Origin of the sequence: Gordonia phosphorivorans (genome assembly GCF_042432625.1) — a bacterium.
Classification (GTDB): Bacteria; Actinomycetota; Actinomycetes; order Mycobacteriales; family Mycobacteriaceae; genus Gordonia; species Gordonia phosphorivorans.
Map to the genome: position 1 here is coordinate 579,486 of NZ_JBHLWV010000020.1, position 16,125 is coordinate 595,610.

At 69.7% G+C, this 16,125-nt stretch carries 13 protein-coding genes; 9 read left to right on the forward strand and 4 right to left on the reverse strand.

All coding sequences use genetic code 11. The features are described 5' to 3' along the window. The first annotated feature begins 12 nt into the window (after positions 1 to 12). On the forward strand, positions 13 to 621 hold the full coding sequence (locus ACFFJD_RS11945) for a GNAT family N-acetyltransferase (RefSeq protein ID WP_382364359.1): 609 nt from the start codon (positions 13 to 15) through the stop codon (positions 619 to 621). Positions 622 to 707: 86 nt separating this feature from the next. After that, on the forward strand, positions 708 to 2,132 hold the full coding sequence (locus ACFFJD_RS11950; protein WP_382364361.1) for an NAD(P)/FAD-dependent oxidoreductase: 1,425 nt from the start codon (positions 708 to 710) through the stop codon (positions 2,130 to 2,132). Between the two features lie 27 nt (positions 2,133 to 2,159). Here the strand turns inward: ACFFJD_RS11950 and ACFFJD_RS11955 are convergent, their stop codons facing one another. Further along, entirely contained in the window at positions 2,160 to 2,597 is a 438-nt protein-coding gene (locus ACFFJD_RS11955) for a PaaI family thioesterase (protein ID WP_382364363.1), read from the reverse strand. Between the two features lie 248 nt (positions 2,598 to 2,845). Here ACFFJD_RS11955 and ACFFJD_RS11960 point away from each other — a divergent pair, with 248 nt between their 5' ends. From ACFFJD_RS11960 to ACFFJD_RS11990, 7 genes are all read left to right on the forward strand, one after another. After that, on the forward strand, positions 2,846 to 3,241 hold the full coding sequence (locus tag ACFFJD_RS11960; protein ID WP_382364365.1) for a BlaI/MecI/CopY family transcriptional regulator: 396 nt from the start codon (positions 2,846 to 2,848) through the stop codon (positions 3,239 to 3,241). 65 nt (positions 3,242 to 3,306) lie between these two features. Further along, positions 3,307 to 4,215 carry a M56 family metallopeptidase gene (locus ACFFJD_RS11965; protein WP_382364367.1) on the forward strand — a complete coding sequence of 303 codons (909 nt, stop codon included), beginning with the start codon at positions 3,307 to 3,309 and terminating at the stop codon, positions 4,213 to 4,215. Positions 4,216 to 4,264: 49 nt separating this feature from the next. Next, complete coding sequence (gene guaB1 / locus ACFFJD_RS11970; RefSeq protein WP_382364369.1) at positions 4,265 to 5,704, forward strand: GMP reductase; 1,440 nt, start codon at positions 4,265 to 4,267, stop codon at positions 5,702 to 5,704. A 9-nt stretch (positions 5,705 to 5,713) separates the two neighbouring features. After that, positions 5,714 to 7,102, forward strand: a complete 1,389-nt coding sequence (locus ACFFJD_RS11975) for a hemolysin family protein (protein WP_382364371.1) — start codon at positions 5,714 to 5,716, stop codon at positions 7,100 to 7,102. Then, a complete protein-coding gene (locus ACFFJD_RS11980; RefSeq protein ID WP_382364373.1) occupies positions 7,095 to 8,174 on the forward strand; it encodes a hemolysin family protein in 1,080 nt (359 codons plus the stop codon). The genes ACFFJD_RS11975 and ACFFJD_RS11980 overlap by 8 nt, the downstream gene beginning before the upstream one ends. A gap of 197 nt (positions 8,175 to 8,371) precedes the next feature. After that, entirely contained in the window at positions 8,372 to 10,552 is a 2,181-nt protein-coding gene (locus tag ACFFJD_RS11985; protein ID WP_382364375.1) for a malate synthase G, read from the forward strand. A 180-nt stretch (positions 10,553 to 10,732) separates the two neighbouring features. Then, positions 10,733 to 11,899, forward strand: coding sequence for a hypothetical protein (locus ACFFJD_RS11990; protein ID WP_382364377.1), 1,167 nt, complete (start codon positions 10,733 to 10,735; stop codon positions 11,897 to 11,899). 10 nt (positions 11,900 to 11,909) lie between these two features. Here the strand turns inward: ACFFJD_RS11990 and ACFFJD_RS11995 are convergent, their stop codons facing one another. The 3 genes from ACFFJD_RS11995 to casG all read right to left on the reverse strand — a co-directional run bounded on the left by ACFFJD_RS11995 (position 11,910) and on the right by casG (position 16,092). Continuing rightward, a complete protein-coding gene (locus tag ACFFJD_RS11995) occupies positions 11,910 to 13,514 on the reverse strand; it encodes an N-acyl-D-amino-acid deacylase family protein (RefSeq protein WP_382364379.1) in 1,605 nt (534 codons plus the stop codon). A gap of 108 nt (positions 13,515 to 13,622) precedes the next feature. Further along, the gene (locus tag ACFFJD_RS12000) at positions 13,623 to 14,417 is read right to left on the reverse strand and encodes an SDR family NAD(P)-dependent oxidoreductase (RefSeq protein ID WP_382364381.1); all 795 of its coding nucleotides are present in this window, start codon (positions 14,415 to 14,417) and stop codon (positions 13,623 to 13,625) included. A 1-nt stretch (position 14,418) separates the two neighbouring features. Then, complete coding sequence (casG, locus tag ACFFJD_RS12005; RefSeq protein ID WP_382364382.1) at positions 14,419 to 16,092, reverse strand: steroid-24-oyl-CoA synthetase; 1,674 nt, start codon at positions 16,090 to 16,092, stop codon at positions 14,419 to 14,421. Between the last annotated feature and the right edge of the window lie 33 nt (positions 16,093 to 16,125).

Here is a 16,125-nt window from a genome sequence, read left to right on the forward strand (position 1 = left end):
ACCATCGGGCGGGTGCTGCTCAACACCGCCCGTCTCCGGCTCCGCCCGGTACACGCCGACGACGTGGATCGGCTGGTCGCGCTCGACGCCGATCCGGAGGTGATGCGGTTCGTCAGCGGAGGCCCGGCCACCAGCCCGCAGACCGTCGCCGACTGGATCATCCCCCGCACGCAGAGCCAGCAGCGCGACCACGGCACCGGCATGTGGCTGCTGTTCACGCACGACGACCGGTTCGCCGGCTGGGTGCAGCTGCGCTCCCCGCGACACAGCCGCGCCGACGAACTGGAGTTGAGCTACCGGCTGCCGCGCGCGGTCTGGGGACGCGGATACGCCGCCGAGGCCGCGGGCGCCCTGATCGCGGCCATGTTCACCACCACCGACACCACTCGGATCTTCGCGGGCACCCACGTGGTGCACACCGCGTCCCGCCGCGTCATGGAGCGCCTGGGCATGCGCCTGGCCGCCGACAGCGACGCCACCGAGCTCGCGCACCCGGACGCGGTGGTCGAATACGAGATCCTCCGCGAGCAGTGGGCCGCCGCCCGCGGGCGCGGGACGGTGCGCGTGCCCACGACGCAGCGATCCTCCCTCGCCGGTTCGGCGAGGTCGCGGCCGGCCTGAGCCGGGCGCGCTACCGTGAGATACTGCACGGCGACCCCTCTCCGCCGCCAACGCCCGCGATCCCCGTCCCCGACAGGAGCACTCCGATGACCAACGCCCACACATCCGGCACGAAACGACGCCGCCAGGTCGTCATCATCGGTTCGGGTTTCGGTGGCTTGTTCGCGGCGCAGCGCTTGAAGAAGGCCGACGTCGATGTCACGTTGATCGCCAAGACCACCTCGCACCTGTTCCAGCCGATGCTCTACCAGCTGGCCACCGGCATCGTCGCCGAGGGTGAGATCGCCCCGGCCACCCGCGTGGTGCTGCAGAAGCAGCGCAACACCCGAGTGCTGTTGGGCGAGGTCTTCGACATCGACATCGAGAACCGGACCGTGAGCTCGCGCCTGCTGGAGCGGATCACGGTCACCGACTACGACGATCTGATCATCGCGGCCGGCGCGGACCAGTCGTACTTCGGCAACGATCACTTCGCCGAGTACGCACCGGGCATGAAGACCATCGACCACGCACTGGAGCTGCGCGGACGTATCCTCGGCGCCTTCGAGCAGGCCGAGCTCTCGCACGACAAGGCCGAGCAGGAGAAGCTGATGACCTTCGTGGTCATCGGCGCCGGACCCACCGGCGTGGAGATGGCCGGGCAGATCGCCGAGATGAGCGACAAGACCCTCAAGGGCGCCTTCCGCAACATCGATCCGACGCAGGCGCGCGTCATCTTGCTCGACGCCGCTCCCGCCGTCCTGGCCCCCTTCGGCCCCAAGCTGGGCGCCAAGGCCACCCGCAGGCTGGAGAAGCTCGGCGTGGAGATCCAGCTCAACGCCATGGTGACCGACCTGGACTACGACGGCCTCGTGGTGCGCGAGAAGGACGGCACCGAACGCCGGATCGAAAGCCAGTGCAAGGTGTGGTCGGCCGGTGTCCAGGCCAGCGGCCTCGGCGCGATCCTGCACGAGAAGACCGGCGTGGAACTGGACCGGGCCGGCCGCGTCAAGGTGGCCTCGGACCTGTCGGTCCCCGGACATCCGAACGTCTTCGTCGTCGGCGACATGATGGCCGTCGACGGTGTGCCCGGCGTGGCACAGGGCGCCATCCAGGGCGGCCGGTACGCCGCGGACGCGATCATCGCCGAGATCAAGCGCGGGCAGCAGCCCGAGCAGCGCAAGCCGTTCAGCTACTTCGACAAGGGGTCGATGGCGACCGTGTCGCGGTTCAGCGCCGTGATGCAGGTGCCGATCCCGGGCACCAAGCGGAAGTTCGAGACCGAGGGCTACTTCGCGTGGCTGGGCTGGCTCGCGCTGCACCTGGTGTATCTGGTGGGCTACCGCAACCGACTGAACACCCTGGTGAACTGGTTCTTCGCCTTCACCACGCGCGGTCGCACGCAGCTCGCGGTGACCGAGCAGCAGGTCTACGCGCGTTCGGCCCTGCACGAGTTGTCCAAGCTCGAGCGCGATCAACTGGCCGCCGCCGACTCCTCGGATCCGTCGGCCGAGCCCGCCGATTCCGCGTAGGCGGCTGGCCCGACCGAACGTTCGAGCTCAGGCCGAAGGCAGTTCGACGTTCTGCAGGCGCACACGCGACTGAGCCAGCAGACGACCGTCGGCATCGGCGATGTCGACCTGCCACAGCTGCTGGCGGCGGCCGCGGTGGACCGGCACCGTGGTGAGCGTCATGGTGCCCGCGGACACCGAGCGCAGGAAGTCGGTGTTGTTGTTGACACCCACCGCGGTGCCACCGATCTCCGTCTCCTGCAGCCAGCAGAAGGCGCTGATGCTGGCGGCGCTCTCGGCGATCGCGCAGTAGACGCCGCCGTGCACGATGCCGAACGGCTGGTGGTGGTCCGAAGTGATCTCCAGGGTGGCGCGCACACCCTCGCCGGACGCCTCGATCAGCTGCAGCCCGAGGACCTTGTCCAGGCCCCGGACCATCGCGCCGAGTTCAGTGACCAGATCGCGCTGTTCATCATTGTTTCCCATGCCTGCCAGGGTGCCACGGCGAGGCCGCTCGACGACGATGGCCCCCGCCGCGCCACTGCGCGTCGGGGGCCATCGCCCAGGTGAGGATCGGGGGTCTCTGCAGCCCTCAGGACACTCTCTCGATCCCTGTTGGATAATGTAGGCTAACCTTACTTTCAAGGTCAAGTCGGGTGGCGGGAACTTCTGACGGGTGTCACCCGTTGGACCTAACGAGACGACCGAACGAACAGGTTGGGAGCGGGCGTAAGATGAGGAAGATGAACGGACTCGGTGAGCTTGAGCGCGCCGTCATGGACACGCTGTGGGCCTCGCCCACGCCGCAGACGGTCCGGCAGGTGCACGCCGAGCTGGCCAAGACGCGATCGCTGGCCTACACGACGGTGATGACGGTGCTGCAGCGCCTGGCGAAGAAGGATCTCGTGACGCAGATCCGGGCCGATCGCGCGCATCGTTACGCGGCCACCAGCCCCCGTGAGGATCTGGTCGCCAGCCTGATGGTCGACGCACTGCGCGGCGCCGACGCACCCGACTCGCGGCACGCCGCACTCGTTTCCTTCGTCGGCCGCGTCGGCGCCGACGAAGCCGTCGCGCTGCGCCTGGCTCTCGACGAGCTGGAGGCCGCGGAGGCCAACCCCATCGCGTAGACCCGGTAGTCTGATCGCCGGGGCACTCCCCTGACAGATCTCCGCCCGACGACCAAGGAAGCCCGATGACCGCGCTGCTGTTCGGCATCCTGACGTTGGCTCTCGTCGGGCCCATTCCCGAGGCCCTCGCCCGCGCCGAATGGCCGCTGTACGCCCCGCGCGCGGCCCTGACGCTGTGGCAGGCGATCACCCTGGCCGCCGTGCTCTCGGCGTTCAGCACCGGCTTCGCCGTCGTCAGCGGCCTGCTCCGGGCCCGCCCGGGCGACCTCGGTCCGGTCCCCCTGGCCGCCTCCCTCCTGATCCTGCTGGCCATCCTGGTGATCGGCCTGCGCCTGATCGTCACCGTCGCCACCATCGGCGTGCGCACCCGCAGCCGACGCCGCCACCATCGCGAGATGGTCGACCTGCTCGATCGCACCGACCTGCGCCACCGTGCCGGCGCCGACATCCGCGTCCTCGACGTTCCGGCCCCGATGGCCTACTGCCTGCCCGGCCTGCGGGCGCGGGTGGTGCTCTCCGAGGGCGTGCTGACCCGGCTGTCCGCCGAGGAGATCGCCGCGGTGATCGCGCACGAAAGAGCCCACCTGCGGGCCCGACACGACCTGGTCCTGGAAGCCTTCCTGGCCCTACACGCGGCGTTCCCGCGTTGGGTCCGGTCCGCCTCCGCGCTGACCGCCGTCCGCCTGCTCATCGAGGCTCTGGCCGACGATCAGGCCGTCCGGGCCACCGACCGCACCAGCGTGGGCCGCGCCCTGGTGGCCTGCGCCGGCGCCTCCGCGCCGCGCGGGGCGATGGCCCTCGGCGGACCCACCACCCTGGCCCGATTGCGCCGCCTGACCTTCCAGCCCACCACCGCCGATACCCACCGACTCGCGGCCACCGCCTACCTTCTGGCGACCGCGTTGCTGGTGGTACCCACCCTGGCCGTGGCCCTGCCGTGGCTCACCGAACTGAACCAGCTGCGCGGCCGATGATCGCACCCCGGACCGCCAGCACCGCCGTCGACCTTGGGAGAGGTTTTTAGTGCGTTTCCTGTCCGGCCACCGACCCGACTACGACCTGACGTACGACGATCTGTTCGTCGTCCCCAACCGTTCGGACGTGGCCTCCCGCTTCGACGTGGACCTGTCCACCGCGGACGGCACCGGGACCACGGTGCCGCTGGTCGTGGCCAACATGACCGCGATCGCCGGCAAGCGGATGGCCGAGACGGTGGCCCGTCGCGGCGGGCTTGTGGTGCTCCCCCAGGACGTGCCGCACGCCGCGGCCGCCGACACCATCTCGTTCGTCAAATCCCGCGACCTGATCGCCGACACCCCGGTGGTGCTCGGCCCCAGCGACCTGATGGCCCACGCGCAGGCCCTCATCCCCAAACGCGCCCACGGCGTGTTGGTGGTGGTCGACGACGCGCACCGCCCGGTGGGACTGGTACCCCGCACCCCACCGGGCGGCGAACTCGACATGTTCAGCGAGCTGCGCGAGTCGATGCACCCGGTGCCGGTGCTGCTGCCCGACACCACCGACCCGCGTCTGGTCTTCGACGCGCTCACCGAGGCGAACGTCGAGCTGGCCGTGCTGACCGACGCGGACGGCCGCCTCACCGGCGTGCTCAGCCGCGTCGGCGCCCTCCGCTCGGGCATCTACCGCCCCAACGTCGACGCCGACGGTCGCCTGCGCGTCGGCACCGCGGTCGGCATCAACGGCGACGTGGTGGCCAAGGCCCGCGCACTGGTGGAGGCGGGGACCGACCTGCTGGTGATCGACACCGCCCACGGACATCAGGAGAAGATGTTGACCGCCCTCGCCGCGGTCGCCCACGCCGACCTGGGTGTACCGATCGCGGCGGGCAACGTGGTCGCGGCCCAGGGCACCCGCGACCTGATCGACGCCGGCGCCTCCATCGTGAAGGTCGGTGTCGGCCCCGGCGCGATGTGCACCACCCGGATGATGACCGGGGTGGGCCGCCCGCAGTTCTCCGCCGTCGCCGAGTGCGCCGCCACCGCCCGGGAACTGGGCGCCGCGGTCTGGGCCGACGGCGGCATTCGGCATCCGCGGGACGTGGCGCTGGCGGTCGCGGCCGGCGCCGACAATGTGATGATCGGTTCCTGGTTCGCCGGCACCTACGAGTCCCCCGGCGACCTGCACACCGACGCCGACGGCGAGTACAAGGTGAGTTTCGGCATGGCGTCCAAGCGCGCCGTCGCCGCCCGCTCGGCCGCCGACGGGGCGTACGACCGCGCCCGCAAAGCACTCTTCGAGGAGGGAATCTCCTCCTCCCGCATCCGGATCGATCCGGAGCGCCCCAGCGTGGAGGACCTGATCGATCACATCTGCGCCGGACTGCGCAGCACCGCCACCTACACCGGGGCCCGGACCCTGGCCGAGCTCCACGACAAGGTGGTGCTCGGGGTGCAGTCGGCCGCGGGCTTCGCCGAGGGCCGCCCCCTCCCCGGAGGTTGGTGAGCCGATCGCATGGAGATCTTCCTGATCATCGTCAAACTCGTCGGCTTCTTCGCGCTGACCCTCGGCACCGCGCTGTTCGTCGCCTCCGAGTTCTCCCTCACCGCACTCGAGCGGTCCACCGTCAAGGACGATCTGGTGCGCCACGGCGATCGCCGGGCCCGGTCGGTCGAGCGCGCCCACCGCACCCTGTCGTTCCAGCTCTCCGGCGCCCAGCTCGGTATCACCATCACCACGTTGATCACCGGTTATCTCGCCGAACCGGTGCTCGCCCAGCTGATGGATCCGCTGCTGCGGCACCTCCCCTTCTCCGACGGCGTGGTCGCCGGCATCACGCTGGCGCTGGCGTTGATCATCGCCACCTCGCTGTCGATGGTGATCGGCGAGCTGATGCCCAAGAACTGGGCCATCACCAAGCCGTTGACCGTGGCGCGGGCCACCTCCGGCGCGATGATCGTGTTCTCCACGCTGTTCAAGCCCGCCATCCTCGGTCTCAACGGCACCGCCAACGCCATCGTGCGTCGCCTGGGCATCGAGCCGACCGACGAACTGGGGTCGGCGCGCTCGGCCGCCGAGCTCGGTGCGCTGGTGCGCAACTCGGCGTTGCGCGGCGCACTGGACCCGGACACCGCGAAGCTGGTCGACCGGTCCCTGCGCTTCGGCGCCCTGACCGCCGACGAACTGATGACCCCGCGCGTCCGCGTACAGGCGCTCGAACCCAGCGACACCGTCCGCGATCTGGTGTCGGCGGCGTCGCAGACCGGCCATTCCCGTTTCGTGCTCGCCGAGGACGGCGACCTGGACAACCTGATCGGCGTGGTCCACATCAAGCAGTCGTTCACCGTCCCCCCGCACGCCCAGACCACCACGTCGCTGCGGTCGCTGGCCCGGCCGATGACCCGGGTCCCGGGCAGCCTCGACGGCGACGCCCTGATGGACCGCATCAAGGCCGACGGCCTGGAGATCTGCCTGGTGGTCGACGAATACGGTGGCACCGCGGGCATCGTCACCTCCGAGGACCTCATCGAGGAGATCCTCGGCAACGTCACCGACGAACACGACGACGAGGAGTCGGAGGTGACCCGCGTCGGCAACGGCTTCCGCTGCTCGGGCCTGCTCCGCAACGACGAGGTGGCCGAGGCCACCGGTTACCGCGCCCCCGAGGGCGCCTACGAGACCCTCGGCGGGCAGGTGATGTTCCTGCTCGGCGCCATCCCGCAGGTCGGCGACATCGTCGATCTGCCCGCCCGCAGCGTCGACGCCGACCTCGACCCGTCGCTCACCACCGGCTGGCGCGCGACGGTGGTGGCCATGGACGGGCACCGCGTCGACGCCGTCTGGCTCACCCCGATCCATCCGGCCGCGGCCGACGCCGAGACGCGGGAGGCCGATCATGGGTGACTGGTGGGGTGTGATCCTGACCGTCGTGCTGCTGGCCGCCAACGCGTTCTTCGTGGGCGCCGAGTTCGCACTCATCGCCGCGCGCCGCGACCGTCTCGTGGCCCTCGAGGAGAGCGGCAAGAAGCGGGCCCGCACGGTGATCAAGGCCTCGGAGAATCTGTCGTTGATGCTGGCCGGCTCCCAGCTGGGCATCACGATCTGTTCCATTCTCCTCGGTCGCGTCGGCGAGCCCGCGATCGCGCATCTGATCGAGAAGCCGCTGGATCTGCTCAGCGTGCCGGAGGCCCTGCTGCACCCGATCGCGTTCGTGATCGCGCTGAGCCTGGTGGTGGTGCTGCACATCCTGCTCGGCGAGATGGTGCCCAAGAACATCGCGCTGGCCGGCCCCGAACGCGCCGCCATGCTGATGATTCCGGCGCAGCTGGTGTTCATCCGTCTGGTCCGTCCGATCATCTGGTTCTACAACGCGGTGTCCAACTTCTTCCTGCGCCTGCTCGGGGTGGAGCCCCAGGACGAGGTCTCCTCCACGGTGAACGAGACCGAGCTGGCCGAGATGATCATCGAATCCCGCGAACTGGGCCTGCTCGACGCGGAGGAGCATGAGCGTCTCACCCGCGCCCTGCGCACGGTGGAGCGCACCGTCGACGAGGTGATGATCCCGTTGCGCGCGGTGCGCACCGTCAACGTGGCCGTCGACGCCCGCACCGGCCGACTCGGGCCGCGCCTGGGCGCTGTCGAACTGGCGGTCCGCGAGACCGGCTACTCCCGCTTCCCGGTACTCGGGCTGGACGGTTCCTACATCGGCTACCTGCACCTCAAGGACGTGCTCGACGACATCCTCGACGAGAACCTCGGTGCGGACAGCATTCTGGGCACCGACAAGATACGGCCGCTGCCGCGGGTCGCGGCGCACACGCCGCTGGACGAGGCCGCGGCACATCTGCGCCGCGCGAGTGCCCATCTGGCCGGGGTGATCGACGAGGGCGGCACCCTCATCGGCGTGATCGCGCTCGCCGATCTGGCCGAGGCCTTCGTCGGCGACCTCCGTGACGGCACGCACCGCATCCGCTGACCCGTCGCCCCGGCCGCGTCGGCACCCGCCTGTGACCGGCCGCACACCGAAGACGGGCGTGGGACCTGCGAATACCAGCAGGTAGGAGGCCTAGTACCATGGTCGTGTCGTGCGTGCGGATCGGCGCGCGCACGGAATGCTCCGGGCCCCTCGCGGGTTGACCCGGATGAGAGCTCACCAGCTAGAGAAGGGTCGCCATGACTGCACGCGTCAACGTCAATGGACTGCAGGTTGCGAAGGTGCTGTACGACTTCGTGAACGAGCAGGCACTCCCCGGAACCGGAACCGATCCGGAAACCTTCTGGGCAGGCGCTGCCGCCGTCATCGGCGACCTCGCGCCCCGCAACCGCGAACTGCTGGCCGTCCGTGACGACCTGCAGGCGCAGCTCGACCAGTGGCACCGGAACAACCCCGGCGCCACCGACCAGGCCGCCTACATCGACTTCCTGAAGGAGATCGGCTACCTCGTCGAGCCGCCGGCCGACTTCGAGATCACCACCGCCGGTGTCGACGTCGAGATCACCGACACCGCCGGCCCGCAGCTGGTGGTCCCGGTCCTCAACGCCCGGTTCGCACTGAACGCCTCGAACGCCCGCTGGGGTTCGCTGTACGACGCGCTGTACGGCACCGACGTCATCAGCGAGGCCGACGGCGCCGAGAAGGGCTCGTCCTACAACAAGGTCCGCGGCGACAAGGTCATCGCCTTCGCCAAGGACTTCCTGGACAAGGCCGTCCCGCTGGAGAACGGCAGCCACACCGCCGCCACCCGCTACGTGGTCGACGGCGACAAGGTCACCGTCGTCCTGGGCGATGTGAACGCCGGCGGCGAGACCACCACCTTCGCCGATCCGGATGCCTTCGTCGGCTACACCGGCGATGCGACGGCACCGGCGTCGATTCTGCTGCGCCACAACGGCCTGCACATCGACATCCTGTTCGATCCGAACTCCCCGATCGGTTCCACCGACCCGGCGGGCATCAAGGACGTCGCCCTCGAGTCCGCGGTCACCACGATCATGGACTTCGAGGACTCGGTCGCGGCCGTCGACGCCGACGACAAGGTCCTCGGCTACCGCAACTGGCTGGGCCTGAACAAGGGCGACCTGGCCGAAGAGGTCTCCAAGGGCGGCAAGACGTTCACCCGTGTGCTGAACCCGAACCGCGTCTACACCGGCCGCGACGGCAAGCCCGTGGAGCTGCACGGCCGCTCGCTGCTGTTCGTCCGCAACGTCGGCCACCTGATGACCAACCCGGCCATCCTCGACGCCGACGGCAACGAGGTGCCCGAGGGCATCCTGGATGCGCTGGTCACCTCGGCGATCGGCATCCACGGCATGAGCGCCGACGGCCTGCAGAACTCGCGGACCGGCTCGATCTACATCGTCAAGCCCAAGATGCACGGTCCGGACGAGGTGGCCTTCACCGCCGAGCTGTTCGGTCGCGTCGAGGACGTCCTGTCGCTGCCGCGCAACACCCTCAAGGTCGGAATCATGGACGAGGAGCGTCGTACCACCGCCAACCTCAAGGCCGCCATCGCCAACGCCTCCGAGCGCGTGGTGTTCATCAACACCGGCTTCCTCGACCGCACCGGCGACGAGATCCACACCTCCATGGAGGCCGGACCGATGGTCCGCAAGGCCGACATGAAGCAGCAGGCCTGGATCAAGGCCTACGAGGACTGGAACGTCGACACCGGTCTGGCCGCCGGCCTGCAGCACAAGGCGCAGATCGGTAAGGGCATGTGGGCCATGCCCGACCTGATGGCCGACATGGTGGAGCAGAAGATCGCTCACCCGAAGGCCGGCGCGAACACCGCGTGGGTTCCGTCGCCGACGGCGGCCACCCTGCATGCGCTGCACTACCACGAGGTCGACGTGTTCGAACGGCAGAACGAGATCGCCAAGCGCGACCCCGCCAAGCTCGAGGACATCCTGACCATCCCGCTCGCGGCGAACCCGAACTGGAGCGAGGAAGAAAAGCGCGAGGAACTGGACAACAACTGCCAGTCGATCCTCGGCTACGTGGTCCGGTGGGTCGACCAGGGCGTCGGCTGCTCCAAGGTGCCCGACATCCACGACATCGGCCTGATGGAGGACCGCGCCACCCTGCGGATCTCCAGCCAGTTGCTGGCCAACTGGCTGCGCCACGGCATCGTGGGCGAAGCCGACATCGTCGCCGCCCTCGAGCGGATGGCACCGGTGGTCGACCGGCAGAACGCCGACGACCCGACGTACCGCCCGATGGCGCCGGACTTCGCCGACAACATCGCCTTCCAGGCGGCCAAGGCGCTGATCCTGGAAGGGGCGGCGCAGCCGAGCGGCTACACCGAGCCGATCCTGCATCGCGCCCGTCGCGAGTACAAGGCCGTCAACGCCTGATCGCGTGACCTCGACGTCGAGCCCGGACAGTTCTCTGTCCGGGCTCGACGTCGATCAGTGGTCGGCAGTTCCGCGCGCCGCCCACCACATCCTGCCCAGCACTGATATAGACGAGTGGTGACGTCGGTTTCCCGGTCGCTCGGACCGGAATGCCCGCGTCACCCGACGAAGGGGACACCAGTGGGGACACACCGCAGCGGCGGCACCCGACAGCTGTTCAGCCGACCGTTGCTCGCCGGCGCGTTGAGCCTGATTCTGATCGTGGCCATCGTCGTGGCCTGGCGCGGGTACGGCGAACGGATCGACGACGGCAGCGTCGTCGCCGCGCAATGCCTGGACGGCGAGGGTCTGGTGCCCATCGTCGCCGACCCGGCGATCGCGCCGGCGTTGCAGAAGATGGCCGAGACCTACAACGCTCTCGAGCCGATCGTCCGCGATCACTGCGTCACCGTCGAAGTCCGCCCGGCCGATGCGCGTGCCACCCTGGAGGGGTTGACCGCCGAGACGTGGGATCCGCAGGCGCACGGCGCGTACCCGGGCGCCTGGGTGCCGGAATCGTCGGTGTGGGCCGCCGCCCTCGAGGTCGCCACCCCCGCGGTGCTGGCCGGTCGCCCCGAGTCGTTGGTGACCTCGCCGGTGCGGCTGGCCGTCGAGCCGGAACTGGCCGCCGCCGCCGACGGCGGCATCGCCTGGGCCGACCTGCCCGCATTGACCCGCGCCAACTCCCTGCGCGCCTTCGGCCACCGCAGTTGGGGCTCGATCCGCATGGCCATGCCGACCGGCCCGCAGTCGGATGCCACCTCTCTCGCGGCGCAGGCCGTCGCCGCGACCACCGCCGATGCCACCGGACCGCTCACCGCCGCGCAGGCCTCCTCCGGCGAGGTCGTCGCCGCGGTCGCACAACTGATGTCGGCTCCGCCCAGCGCCGGGGACGGCTCCGTGGATGCCGCGGTCCGCGCGATCGGCGACTCCACCGATCCGGCCACCGCACCCATCCGCGCCGTCCCGATCACCGAGCAGCACCTCTACCTGCTCACCCGCGACGACGCCCGCGCCACGGTCGCCGCGGTGGCCCCGGTCGGGCCCACCCCGCAGGTGGACTATCCGGTGATCAAGCTGTCCGGCACGCAAGTCCAGGACTTCGTCGCCGACGCGACCGCCGAGTTCTTCACCTTCGCCCGCAAGCCCGAGCAGATGAAGCTGCTCACCGAGTCCGGTTTCCGCGGCGCCGGGCCCCTGCCGAAGAACACCGCCACGGTGTCCTTCGACGAGGTCACCGATCCGCTGCCGGTCCCCGAAGCGGCCGCCTCGGTCCAGATCGACAAGGTGCTCCGCGAGGGGGCCTGACTCCCCTCGGTCAGGTGTCGGCCCGGAGGAACTCGCCGCTACGCTCGACGCCGTGGCTCGGATCGGCGACGCCTTCGCCGAACACGTAGCGTCCGTTCACCAAGACGGCGGTGACCGTGTCGTCGTTGCGGTTCACCATCCGCGACAGGTTGCCCCAGTCCTCGATGGGCGACTCGGCGTAGGCGTCGAGCGTCGCATCCAGGTGCGCCGGATCGATCACGACGGCGTCGGCGCGCGCGCCGACGCGCAGATAGCCCGCGTCGAGCCCGTACCAGTCGGCCAGTTCGCCCGTCATCCGCCGGACGGCCTGTTCGACGGTCATGAACGGTTGTCCGACCTGGGCGGCCGCGTGGACCCGGTGCAGGTAGCGCAGACCGAAGTTGTAGAAGGCCATGTTGCGCAGGTGGGCGCCGGCGTCGGAGAAGCCGAGCTGGATCCCGGGATCGGCGGCGAGCGTGTTCAGCACGTCCTCGCGGTGATTGGAGATGGTGGTGCGCCAGCGCACCTTGTCGCCGTACTCCACCACCAGGTCGAGGAAGGCGTCCACCGGGTGCAGACCGCCGCGGTCCAGACCCACCTGCCCGAACGTCTTGCCGATCACCGTCTCGTCCGGGCATTCGACGATCTCGGCGTCGAAGAAGTCCCGGTGCCACACGCGCGGACCGTACTTCTTGTCGTAGTCCTTGCGGAACCAGCGACGGTAGCCTTCGTCGGCCAGCAGCGCCTGCTGCTCGCTCAGCTTGTCGGACAGGTGCAGCGCCGCCGCGCCCGACCCGAACTCCTCGAACACCGGCAGATCGATGCCGTCGGAGTACACCTCGAACGGCACCGGCAGATGCTGCCACCGGAAGTCGCCGCCGAGCGTGTTGATCACCTTCGCCATCAGGGGGAACAGGTGGATCACGCCCGGGATGGCCTTGATGTCGGCCGCCGAGAGCAGGCTTACCTTGAGCTTGGGGCGCCCGATGCCGAGGCTGGAGAGCACCATCGACACCAGGGTCTGCGGTCGGGCCACGTCCGGTCCGCCCTGCAGCGCCCGACGCCGCTTCCGCAGAATCGCGTTGAGGCGCCGCTTCTCGCTGCGGGTGGCGTAGGTCGACGGCAGGGTGCGCGAGCGACAGACGTCGCCGTCGAGCTTGTCGAAGAGCAGTTGCTGCGACGACAGCCCCACGAAACCCTCGTTCAGCGCCTCGTCGAGCATGCGTTCCATGGCGGCCAGGTCCGCGGCCGACGGCGTGATGTCGTGCGTGGTGGCGCGCTCCAGTCCCATCTGCGCCACGCGCATGTCCGAGTGGCCGACGAAGGCCGCCACGTTCGGGCCGAGCGGGTACGACTCCAGGGCCCGCACGTACTCGGCCGCGCCGGACCAGGTCTTGTGCTCGTCGAGGGTCTGCACCACGTGCCGACGCGGAATGGCCTCGACCCGCCCGAACAGGTCACCGGCCTCCTCCGCGCCCACATGCACCGTCGACAGCGAGCAGGAGCCGAGGAAGACGGTGGTGACGCCGTGCCGCAGCGATTCGGTCAGGCCGGGATTGGCCAGCACCTCCACGTCGTAGTGGGTGTGGATGTCGAGGATGCCCGGCAGCACCCACTTGCCCGTCGCGTCGATCATCCGACCCGCATCGGTGGTGTCGAGCGGAGTCGGGCTGACCGCGACGACTCGGCCGTCGCGGATGCCGACATCGCCTTCTTCTCTCGGATATTCGGCCGCCGCGGGCGGTCAGCTCGAGCCCAACCGCGACAGGTCCGCGTAGTTGGAGATCTCCCACCCGCCATCGATCACCAGCGACGTGCCGGTGATGTAGGCGGCGTCGTCGGAGGCCAGGTAGAGGCACGGGCCGGCCACCTCGTCGGGACTGCCCGCGCGGTGCAGCGGGATGCGCGCCAGGAACAGGTCCTTGGCGGGCTCGTAGCCCAGGACCGGCGCCACCAGGGGCGTGTCGATCAGTCCGGGCAGCACCGCGTTGACGCGAATCCCCGCGGGTGCCAGTTCGAGCGCGGCGTTCTTGCTGAACATCTCCACGCCGGCCTTCCCGGTGGAGTACGGGCTGCCGCCGACCATCGGGATGTGGGCGTTGAGCGAGGCGACGTTGACGATCGCGCCGCCCCGGCCCTGGGCCACCATCTGACGCGCCTGATGTTTGACGCAGAGGAAGACGGCCTTCTGGACGAGGTCGACGGTGAAGTCCCAGTCCTCGGCCGCCAATTCGGTGACGGCACCGTAGCGCGAGGCGCCGGCCACGTTGAAGGCCAGGTCGAGGCCGCCGAACCGCTCGACGCCGGCGGTGACCGCGGCGGCCACCGCCGCCTCGTCGGTCACGTCGGCGACGACGGGTGCGCAGCGGTCGCCGAGTTCGTCGGCCAGGCCGGTCAGCGCGTCCGCGGCGATGTCCAGGGCGAGCACCGACGCCCCCTCGGCCACCAGTCGTCGGGCGATCGCGGCACCGATGCCGGAGGCGGCTCCGGTGACGACCGCGGTGCGGTCGGTGAACCGAGGGGACGTCGAATCACTCATGTCAGAGACTCACCTTGGCCCGCATCGTCTTGCCGGTGGCGTTGCGCGGCAACGGATCCGACGTGATCCGCCACTGCGCCGGCACCTTGAAGTACGCCAGTCGTTCCGCGGTGAAATCGGTCAGTTCCTGCTCGGTGGGCACTTCGTCGGAGGGTAGATCCTCGCGCAGCACCACCACGGCGCCCACCGTCGAGCCGAGGTCGGCGTCGTCGATGCCCAGGACCAGCGATTCGGCGACGGCCGGGTGCTCGTCGAGCACCTGCTCCACCTCCAGCGGGTAGATGTTCTCCCCGCCCCGCAGAATCAGGTCCGAGCGCCGACCGGTGAGGAACAGGCGGCCGCCGTCGATCATCCCGTAGTCCCCGGTGCGCAGCCAGCGATCCTTCGTGATGGCCGCTGCCGTGGCCTGCGGGTCGTTCCAGTAGCCGAGCATCACGTACGCGCTGCGGACGCAGACCTCGCCGAGTTCGCCGTCGGGCACACGATTGCCTTCCGGGTCGCGCAGCTCCATCTGGACGCCCAGCACCGGGCGGCCTACATTGCCCGGCACCGCCATCAGATCCAGCGGCGTCGCGACGGCGATCGCGGTGGCGCATTCGGTCATGCCGTAGCTGTCGACCAGCGAGAACTGTGCGAACGGCAGCCGTTCACGCAGCCGCTGCTGCAGGGCAGGCGACGACGGCGCCGAGGCGAGCGCGAAGGCCGACATCGCCGACAGGTCGAACTTCTCCAGGTCCTTGACATCCAGGATGCGCTGGGCCATCGTCGGCACCACCGCCCAGTTGGTGACCTTCTCCTTGGCGACCAGCGCCAGGGCCCGCTCCGGATCGAAGGCGCCCTGGTAGATCACCACGGCGCCGCCGCTGGCCAACCGCGGCAGGGCCAGGTTGTGCAGGCTGGCGATGTGGAACAGCGGCGACGTCAGCAGGTAGCGGCGCTCGGAGACGGTTTCCCGCGACCATTCGGCACCGGTGAACGCGGCCAGCACGGCGTCGCTGTGCCGGTGGTAGTCGATCACGCCGAGCACGTTGCGCTGGGAATGGACGGCGCCCTTGGGTCGACCGCTGGTGCCGCTGGTGAACAGGATCACCGCCGGGTCTTCCTCATCGACCTCGGTCTGCGGCAGCTCCGCGCCCGCGAATTCCTCCAGCAGCGCGGGCATCGCCTCCTCCATGGTGATCACCGGGACGTCGACGCCGCCGTCGGCGAGGATCGCGGCGCGCTTGGCGTCGGCGACGATGACCGACGGCTCGGTGCTCTCCACCGCATAGGCCACCTCGCGCGGGGCCCACCACGAGTTGTAACCCACCGCGATCGCCCCGAGGGCCTGCGCGGCCCAGAAGGCCACCAGCCATTCCGGCGTGTTCGCGGCCAGAATGCCGACCCGATCGCCCTTCCCGACGCCGTACCGTTCGCGCAACGCGGTCGCGAACGCCGCGACCATGGCGCCGTGCTCAGCGAAGGTCAGGCGGGAGTTCTCGGTGATCAGGTAGTCGCGATCACCGAAGCGCAGCGAATCGGCCAGCACCGCGCCCAGCGAGCGGTCCCGGTTCACCAGCACCGGGATCTTGGTCCCGAGCACTTCCTCCTCGCGCAGTTCGAACGGCGCGCCCGGCGCCGATAGGCCCGCATACACCGCTGCCACGAAATCCTGCGGGTCTACTGATTCGCTCACTGATGTCCTCCCAGTGGGTTGATGGTTTTCTCG